General features: G+C 44.4%; 5 protein-coding genes. 2 read left to right on the top strand and 3 right to left on the bottom strand.

Going from position 1 to position 8,960, the window contains the following annotated elements:
• Nucleotides 1–275: 275 nt before the first annotated feature.
• The gene (locus IM322_RS18705) at nucleotides 276–1,595 is read right to left on the bottom strand and encodes a four-carbon acid sugar kinase family protein (RefSeq protein WP_287675616.1); all 1,320 of its coding nucleotides are present in this window, start codon (nucleotides 1,593–1,595) and stop codon (nucleotides 276–278) included.
• A 150-nt stretch (nucleotides 1,596–1,745) separates the two neighbouring features.
• Between IM322_RS18705 and lpxA the strand changes: the two genes are divergently transcribed.
• Nucleotides 1,746–2,582, top strand: coding sequence for an acyl-ACP--UDP-N-acetylglucosamine O-acyltransferase (gene lpxA / locus IM322_RS18700; protein WP_286825556.1), 837 nt, complete (start codon nucleotides 1,746–1,748; stop codon nucleotides 2,580–2,582).
• A gap of 118 nt (nucleotides 2,583–2,700) precedes the next feature.
• Nucleotides 2,701–3,930 (top strand): lipid-A-disaccharide synthase, encoded by a 1,230-nt coding sequence (lpxB, locus tag IM322_RS18695; RefSeq protein WP_287077305.1) that lies wholly within the window; start codon nucleotides 2,701–2,703, stop codon nucleotides 3,928–3,930.
• Between the two features lie 39 nt (nucleotides 3,931–3,969).
• Here the strand turns inward: lpxB and gcvP are convergent, their stop codons facing one another.
• Nucleotides 3,970–6,957: an aminomethyl-transferring glycine dehydrogenase gene (gene gcvP, locus IM322_RS18690; protein ID WP_287675615.1), complete on the bottom strand. Its 2,988-nt coding sequence runs from the start codon at nucleotides 6,955–6,957 to the stop codon at nucleotides 3,970–3,972.
• 107 nt (nucleotides 6,958–7,064) lie between these two features.
• Nucleotides 7,065–8,690 (bottom strand): ArnT family glycosyltransferase, encoded by a 1,626-nt coding sequence (locus IM322_RS18685; RefSeq protein WP_287675614.1) that lies wholly within the window; start codon nucleotides 8,688–8,690, stop codon nucleotides 7,065–7,067.
• Nucleotides 8,691–8,960: the final 270 nt, after the last annotated feature.

The following is an 8,960-nucleotide window of genomic DNA, read 5'->3' as shown; positions in this document are numbered from 1 at the left end:
GTGTCAGTCTGTAGAGCGACCATAAGACCAGAACAGAGTAAATCTGTTAAGGCAGCTGCGGAACCCCGCAAGGGAAAGAAGCAGAAACCTAAATCGTGAGGTTTGGGAATCACCGTCCGTTTACGGCGGTGAGGATGTCAATATGAACCTTGAGCAGCAGGCAGCAGTGGGAATTATGAATTATGAATTATGAATTATGAATTGGGGAGCTTTTTCAGTGATCAGTCAACAGTAAACAGTAATCAGTGAACTGCTCACTGCTCACTGATTGCCTCCTATTGACACAAACGTTGATAAACTGTGGCTAAAGCTTGGACATCACCGACGTTACCCGGGAAAAGAACCACAGGTAAATTAGGAAAGAGGGGATGATCCAATTCTGTGCAGACCATGGAGACACCGGGGAGAATCTGACCGAGTAAACGGGCCGATTGCAGGCTTAAACCCGTACTTAAGACATCATTAGAGGTAATTCCGCCTTTACTGATTAAAAAACTGATGTCACTGGGTAAACCCTTAACAATGTCCATTAACAGGGTGGAGACGGCAACCCCAAAATCAAGACGTTTCTGCACAGAGGCAAAGGTTAACTCTTGCCGACTGGTATAGATCACGGGGGTTTGTTTATTTTTGTGAATAAGCTTGACTTTTTTTAGAACTTGTGCTAGGAGTTGATCTCGTTGGTCAGGACGATCGCGCAATGCCGTCACATCGATTTCGACTCCGACGGTGTTGGGTTGTTGAAGCAGTTCCTGTAATTGTTGGGTAGTTTTTTTGACGTGGGAACCGACGATAATTGCCCCGGCTTCCCCCGTGGGCTTATACTTACCCATAGATTCGGGTGCGATCGGTTGAGTTCCTAAATTAGCCAAAGAAGTTAAAATACTGGCGGCACTACGGAATAAAAATTTTTTTCCTGCCCCTGCGGCGGTTAAAATATCTTCAGCAAAGCGATCGAGATCCGCTTGAGTTTCCCCATCTACCACCCCACATTGATTATTTTTGAGCTTTTGCAGTCGTTCTAAACTACCTTGACGGATATCTGTCAGTAAAAATCTCTCTACATCATCTGCTTTAATTTTACCTTGCGTTTTCTCCTCCACATAATCCGGCAGATAACTGTAATGATAGGCAAAAACCGAATCGCGAGCGAATTCCGTCTCGTGGACGGGAGTGGGAACACCATCGATGATTAAATAATGAATACTATCGCGAGTGATTCTGCCCCCCTCAAAAAAGGCTGGAATCAGGAAATGTGCATCAAAACCGCCCAATTCTTCGGCAATAACATCAGTTTCGATCGGATAATGCCCGCGCAGGGTAGAATCGGAACGACTAACCACCAAAAAATCCTCGATTCCCTCTTTAGTTAAGGCAGTTTTCAGGTTATGACAGACTTCTCGCGTGACAGACTCGGCTTTTTCGGGGGTTAAAGCGCGAGTATTCGTCAAAACAAAGAAAATTGGCGCATTATCTGCCAATCCCAAGCGGAGAGTATCTTCATCCCACCGCATCAATAACAGACAACTATGGACTGTTTGGGAACCTGTCGGGTCATCATCTAAGACTATAATTTTAGGTCTATTATTGCTCATATATTTTTTATCAGGATGGGAGGGACGAAGGAACCAAGAGAATCTGGTTAATAGTTTATCGGGTTCTGGTTCCCCATTAAAGTCGTCCCCTCCGCAAGCAACCGCTATCAATCTTGATCACAATCTGTCCAATATAGGATAAGCTATACCATGATTCATACAGTGACGAAGTTGAGCGCGGGAGACTTCCCTTTGAATACGTTAATTCACCCCACTGCGGTTATCCATCCGTCGGCAAAACTTGCTCCCAAGGTTAAAGTTGGTCCCTATGCTGTGATCGGGGCCAATGTGGAAATTGAAGCTGATACAATTATTGATGCCCATGTGGTCATTGAGGGTCCGACCAAAATTGGCAAGGGTAATCATATTTTTTCCGGGGCTGTTATTGGTAATGAACCACAGGATTTAAAGTATAAAGGTGGCGAAAGTAGGGTAGAAATTGGTGATCATAACCAAATTCGCGAGTTTGTCACAATTAATCGCGCCACGGATACGGGAGAAGTTACCCAAATTGGCAGTAATAATTTATTAATGGCCTATGTTCACGTTGCCCATAATTGTATTTTGCAAGATAACATTATTATCGCTAATAGTGTCGCTTTGGCAGGTCATGTCCAGATCGAATCAAAAGCAGTTATCGGGGGGGTTTTAGGAGTACATCAATTTGTTCATATTGGCAAAATGGCCATGTTAGGAGGAATGAGTCGTATTGATCGCGATGTTCCCCCTTTTACTTTAGTGGAAGGCAATCCCTGTCGGGTGCGAACTCTTAATTTAGTCGGTTTACAAAGAGCCGGTTTTACCGATGAAGATCTAGCTTTACTGAAAAAAGCTTTTCGGATTATCTATCGTTCTAATATAAATCTTCAAGAGGCTTTAGAACAAGTTTCTCTCTTAACCGATAACCCCCATGTTCAACATCTCTGTCAATTTTTACAATCCTCTACCACGGGAGAAAAACGTCGCGGTTTAATTCCAGGGAAATAATCCCAAGGTAGGGTGGGTTAGGCGACAATAACTGATATAATTCACCAATAACTTTACTATTCGCCGTAACCCACCGTTCTCAGAATTTCCCCATTGCCTATATTAAATAATTATCCAAATGCGTATATTTATTAGCACGGGTGAGGTATCGGGTGATTTACAGGCAGCGATGCTGATTGAATCCCTTTTTCAACTAGCTAAAACCCAGGAAATTGAGTTAGAAATTTTTGCCCTCGGCGGCGATCGCATGGAGTTAGCCGGAGCAAAAATGTTGGGTAAAACCACTCGACTGGCTGCCATGGGATTAATTGAATCTATCCCCTTTATTTGGCCAACTTTACAACTACAAAAACGAGCCAAAGAGTTTTTTAGAGATCATCCCCCTGATCTGATTATTTTAATTGATTATGTGGGGGCAAATGTGGCGATCGGTCAATCGGCTAAAAAAATTATTCCCGATGTCCCAATTATTTATTATATTGCCCCACAGGTGTGGATTTGGTCGGAAGAAAATATCCCCTCAGCTAAACTAAGGGCCACAGCAGAAAAGTTATTTAATACGGAGAAATTAATCGCCATCACCGATAAATTATTGGCAATTTTTCCTGCCGAAGCCCGTTTTTTTGAAACAAAAGGTTTACCGGTAACTTGGGTGGGACATCCTTTAGTTGATCGTATGGCAAATGCTCCCAATCGCCAAGAAATGCGGCAAAAATGGGCAATAAAAACCGAAGAAACGGTGGTCGCTTTGTTACCCGCTTCCCGTCAACAGGAGTTTAAATATCTCGTCCCGACGGTGTGCGCTGCTGCCCAAAAATTACAGGAAAAAATTCCCGATATTAAGTTTTTAATTCCCGTTCCCTTAGCTTTATACGAACCCAAAATGCGACAATTAGTGAAGGAATATGGATTAAATGCGGTGATTATGGAACGAGATCAGACTTTAGAAGCAATTGCCGCAGCCGATCTGGCTGTGGCTAAGTCTGGTACAGTTAATCTCGAAATTGCTTTGTTAAATGTGCCGCAGGTGGTGGTTTACCGTTTAAGTGCAGTTACTGCTTGGATTGCCCGCAATATTATGAAGTTTTCTGTACCATTTGTCTCACCGGTAAATTTAGTTTTAATGCGAGAAATTGTTCCCGAATTATTACAAGAGGAAGCTAACCCGGAGAGAATTATGCAGGAATGTCTAGATTTATTATTAAATCAGCAACGTCGGCAAAAAATGTTAGATGAATACGCAGAAACTACAGCCGGTTTAGGAACAGTAGGTAGTTGCGATCGAGTGGCGCAAGAAGTGTTTAATTTTACAGTTCAAGTTCCGAAAAACCAGAAAAAAGCGGGGTAATTTGTAACTACCCCACCAAATATTATCAAGGAATTACGATTACTTATAAGCGTCCATACCCTCACAGGAACAAACCAGATTTCTGTCCCCGTAAGCATTATCAACCCGTCCCACTACCGGCCAGAATTTATAATCTTTTAGCCAAGAAAGCGGGTAAGCTGCCTGTTGACGGGAATAGGGACGACTCCAATCATCGGCAGTTAAAACTGCGGCTGTGTGGGGGGCATTTTTCAAGGGATTATCGTGGATATCCATGCTACCATTAGCGATCGCTTGTACCTCTTGATAGATAGTTAACAAAGCTTCACAAAAACGGTCTAATTCGCCCAAAGATTCGCTTTCCGTGGGTTCCACCATCATTGTACCCGCCACGGGCCAAGAAACCGTCGGCGCGTGGAAACCGAAATCCATCAAGCGTTTTGCCACATCTTCCACCTCGATGCTGGCCTGTTTTTTCAGGGGACGTAAATCAATCACGCACTCGTGGGCGACTGTTCCCGCGCTACCCTTAAATAACACTGGATAGGCCGACTCCAGACGAAAAGCCATATAATTAGCGTTCAAAATTGCCACTTCTGTCGCTTTTTTCAAGCCTGCTGCCCCCATCATAGCGATATACATCCAAGAAATCACCAAAATGCTGGCACTACCCCAAGGCGCGGCCGAAATTGCCCCAATCGAGTCCTGATGCTTACCGTTAGCGGTTTCTGGGGATAATTTCGCCAAAACCAGGGAAACATCGGGCAGAAAAGGCACTAAATGGGATTTTACTCCGATTGGTCCCATACCCGGTCCGCCACCACCGTGGGGAATACAGAAAGTTTTATGGAGATTCAAGTGACAGACATCAGCACCAAAATCCGCCGGACGACATAAACCCACCTGAGCATTCATATTCGCGCCATCCATATAGACTTGACCACCGTATTGATGAATCAAGGCACAAATTTCGCTAATTCCCTGTTCAAAAACGCCGTGAGTGGAAGGATACGTTACCATCAAAGCCGCTAGATTATCCTGATGCTTCTCGGCCTTAGTTTTCAGGTCATCAATATCAATATTGCCCTGAGAATCGCAATTAACCGCCACTACTTTCATACCACACATAACAGCGCTGGCAGGATTAGTCCCGTGAGCGGACTCAGGAATTAAGCAAATCTGACGATGACCTTGACCGCGACTTTCATGGTAGGCTCGGATTACCTGTAAACCGGCATACTCTCCCTGAGAACCGGCGTTCGGTTGTAGGGAAATGCCATCAAACCCGGTAATTTCCCCTAACCAAGTCTCTAACTGTTGAAAGAGCAGTTGATAGCCTTCTGCTTGCTCAATCGGGGCAAAAGGGTGTAATTTGCCGAATTCTGCCCAAGTTACTGGAATCATCTCCGCTACGGCATTCAGTTTCATCGTACAGGAACCGAGGGGAATCATGGAAGTATTTAAGGCTAAATCCTTTGTTTCCAGACGGTGCAGATATCTGAGTAATTCCGTTTCCGAGTGGTAACGATTGAACACCGGTTCGGTAAGATAGGCACTGGTACGGGTTAAATTAGCGGGTAATTCTAGACTAATTTTCTCGACTAATTCGGCCGCGGTAAAGGGTAATTCCCCGGTTGGGGCAAAAATTTGCCATAAATCCCACACATCCCTGAGACTGGTGGTTTCATCGACACTAATTCCTAGATTATTCTCATCAAAATAACGCAGATTAATCTTATGGGTTTTTGCCTTCGCAAGGATGTCCTTAACTCCCGTGGATACCGTAACTTTGAGCGTATCGAAGCACGGTTCTTTCCCCACTTGATAACCCAACTGTTTTAACCCAGTTGCCAATAAAGCGGTTAATTTCTGCACTCTTTGGGCGATTTTCTTGATTCCTTCCGGTCCGTGATAGACCGCGTACATGGAAGCAATCACCGCTAGTAACACCTGTGCGGTACAAATATTACTGGTGGCTTTATCCCGGCGGATATGTTGTTCCCGGGTTTGCAAAGCTAAACGCAGTGCGGGTTTACCCTGACTATCCTTCGATACCCCGACAATGCGCCCCGGAATGCTGCGTTTATAGGCATCTTTGGTGGCAAAATAAGCGGCATGGGGACCCCCATAACCTAAGGGAACCCCAAAGCGTTGACTGCTACCCACGGCAATATCAGCCCCCAATTCGCCGGGGGGAGTCAACAGGGCTAAACTGAGAATATCGGCGGCAACGGTGACTAAAGCCCCATTTTCCTGCGCTTTGGCGATAAATTCCCGATAGTCATAAATTACGCCATCGGTGGCTGGATATTGTAATAATGCGCCAAAAATCGGCGTTTGAAAGTCAAAGAGACGATGATCCTCGATAATAATGTCAATACCTAAAGGAATCGCTCTGGTTTTAACAACTTCAATCGTTTGGGGATGGCAACTACTGGAGATAAAGAAAGCATTGGCTTTAGTTTTACACAGTCCATAACTCATACTCATCGCTTCCGCGGCTGCTGTTCCTTCATCGAGGAGGGAAGCGTTAGCAATTTCCAGACCGGTTAAGCTAGTGATGAGAGTTTGGAAGTTTAAGAGAGCTTCTAAGCGTCCTTGGGCGATTTCCGCTTGATAGGGAGTATAGGCGGTGTACCAACCCGGATTTTCTAAGATGTTGCGGAGAATTACCGGCGGGGTGATACAGTCATGGTAGCCCATGCCAATAAAGGAGCGAAATACCTGATTTTTGGAGGCAATAGCTTTTAATTGGGCAAGAGCAGCGTATTCACTCAAGGCAGGTGCTAGATTAAGGCTTGTTTGTAAACGAATTCCTGACGGGACAGTTTTAGCGATTAACTCCTCAACGGTAGCAACACCCAAAACCGCCAGCATTTTCTCTATTTCCGTCTCCGTCGGCCCAATGTGACGGTTAACAAAGCTATCGGTACAGTCTAGCAGGTCTTGCAGGTCAGCAGGAGCGAATTCCTCGGTTTTCTCGGCCGTAATTGACCTATTTAGCATATTAATCTCGGTTTCAACAATTACAAAAGTGCTGCGTTTCATCGCTAGGGGTGATTTTAACGCAACTTGTCAAATTTTTGTAATATTTCAAGTCAGCAAGATCAAGCCTAAGCTAATTTGCTATCGACCTATGCACAAAATTAACTTCACTACTGCTTCGTCACCAAAAACCAACCGGAATCCGTGGACTCGATCACCTTTAATCCTTCTAAATCAGTAGCTTCTTTGGTTTGACGATCGATAATTAGGTAGGGTTGCTTGTGACTTTGCCAATAATTGATTAATTCTTCAGCAGCAAGGGGAAAAACCCGACGACCACTATAAAAATTTAATGAGGGGCGCTCGTAGGCAAAAGCAATATAAACAGGGCGATCAGCTGGCACATATTTCTGTACTAAACTCGCCACCGGTTTGACGGGGAAATTCTCATTTAATTCCCAGATCCACAGGGGAGAATTGACAAAAATAAACAAAGAAACCAACATTCCCCAGAGTAAAACCACGCTGAATTGTTCCGAGCGCCGAGCTAACAAAATCGCCGTTGTCACCATGGTCAGGGAAAGTGACAATAAGGTTAAAATAATTAAGGGATGGAGAGGTTCGATAGCGGCAAAATTACCGGGAAAATAGGCCATTAAAGCTAATAAACCCGCCACAACGCCGATAATACCCAGAATAATTGACCAGATTGGATTATAGGGGCGATCGATGGGAAGATTACCCACTTGCGCCAAGGCATAACCGGCCGCTAAAGCCAAGGCCGGATAGATCGGCACAATATACCAAGGCAACTTGGTCGCCATTACCGAAACCACCAACAGATAAACACCCGTCCAAACTAACAGTAACTTCGCCCAACTGTAGAGATGTTCCTGACGTGCTAAACGTAAACCCCAAACCGAGAAAATTAACCAAGGCCAACTATATTTAAGAATTTCCAGCAGATAATACCAAAACGGTCCGCGATGATCGTCCAGATCGTCACTAACTCGCTTTAACTGTTGAACAAAAAGGGAATCAAGGAACTCCCGCTCGTAGTGCCAAAATTGGGCGCTATACCAGGCAAAAGCGGGGGTGGCTCCCAATAACCAACCCGACCAAAAATAGGCAGACGTTAATAACCGGGGGGTATCCCAGAGCAGAAAAATAAAGCCGATACCCGCCAATAATAGCCCCATAATACCCTTAGTCAGACAAAGGAGGGCAAATCCTAACCCCGCCCCCAGAGACCAGCGTAAATTGCGCCGTGAGCGCAGTAAACAGACAAACATCAGGATTTCAAAACACAATACCGCTCCATCCAACATGGCTAAACGGCCATGACGCACCACCGGCAAAAGAGTTAGATAGATCAAGGCCGATAGTAAAGCTGGTAAACGAGCGGGAAAAATTTCTCGACCGAGAAGGTAGAGGAGCGGCACCGATAAAGCTGTTAAAAAAGCGGGAATTAGTCTAGTATTGGCCTCATTGATGCCCCCGAAATGGTAGGTTAGACCGATCAAACTATGAATCAACGGCGGTTTATTCAGGTAGGGATCACCCCAAAAACTGGGAAATAACCAGCGCAATTGTTCCAGTGGGGTTTGGCTAATTTCCTTGGCCACCTGAGCGATGGTCGCTTCATCCCAATCCCGCAAGGGTAAATTACCTAATCCCACTAGATAGATAATTAAGGCCGCTATTAATAATCCCAGTAAACACAGAAATTCTTTAAAATTTTCTCTCTGACGCAATTTATAACTAGAATATCCCCAAGTAAATTTTTGACGGTTCATAAGCTAGGTCAGTAAACAGTAATCAGTAATCAGTAAACAGTAATCAGTAATCAGTAAACAGTAATCAGTAAACAGTAATCAGTAATCAGTAAGGCTCTCCTAGACTGGTTATAGCAAATTAGTAGTTTCAATGGTTCTTCGTTACTTGGTATGGTTCGATAGGGGGGCATAAATCGACTAAATCCTTATCTGGCAAGAGATTTAATTGATTAGTTCGCTCTAGATCAAAAACAATTGACAAAAATCGCTAAATGCCTTTCTATATAAGGG

It is taken from the genome of Microcystis sp. M109S1 (assembly GCF_020247025.1).
Classification (GTDB): domain Bacteria; phylum Cyanobacteriota; class Cyanobacteriia; order Cyanobacteriales; family Microcystaceae; genus Microcystis.
This window is presented reverse-complemented; position numbering and strand designations above follow the sequence as displayed.

Excerpts from the sequence above, each read along its gene's own strand:
- IM322_RS18705 (WP_287675616.1), bottom strand. The coding sequence starts at position 1,595 with ATGAGCAATAATAGACCTAAAATTATAGTCTTAGATGATGACCCGACA.
- lpxA (WP_286825556.1), top strand. The coding sequence starts at position 1,746 with ATGATTCATACAGTGACGAAGTTGAGCGCGGGAGACTTCCCTTTGAAT.
- lpxB (WP_287077305.1), top strand. The coding sequence starts at position 2,701 with ATGCGTATATTTATTAGCACGGGTGAGGTATCGGGTGATTTACAGGCA.
- gcvP (WP_287675615.1), bottom strand. The coding sequence starts at position 6,957 with ATGAAACGCAGCACTTTTGTAATTGTTGAAACCGAGATTAATATGCTA.
- IM322_RS18685 (WP_287675614.1), bottom strand. The coding sequence starts at position 8,690 with ATGAACCGTCAAAAATTTACTTGGGGATATTCTAGTTATAAATTGCGT.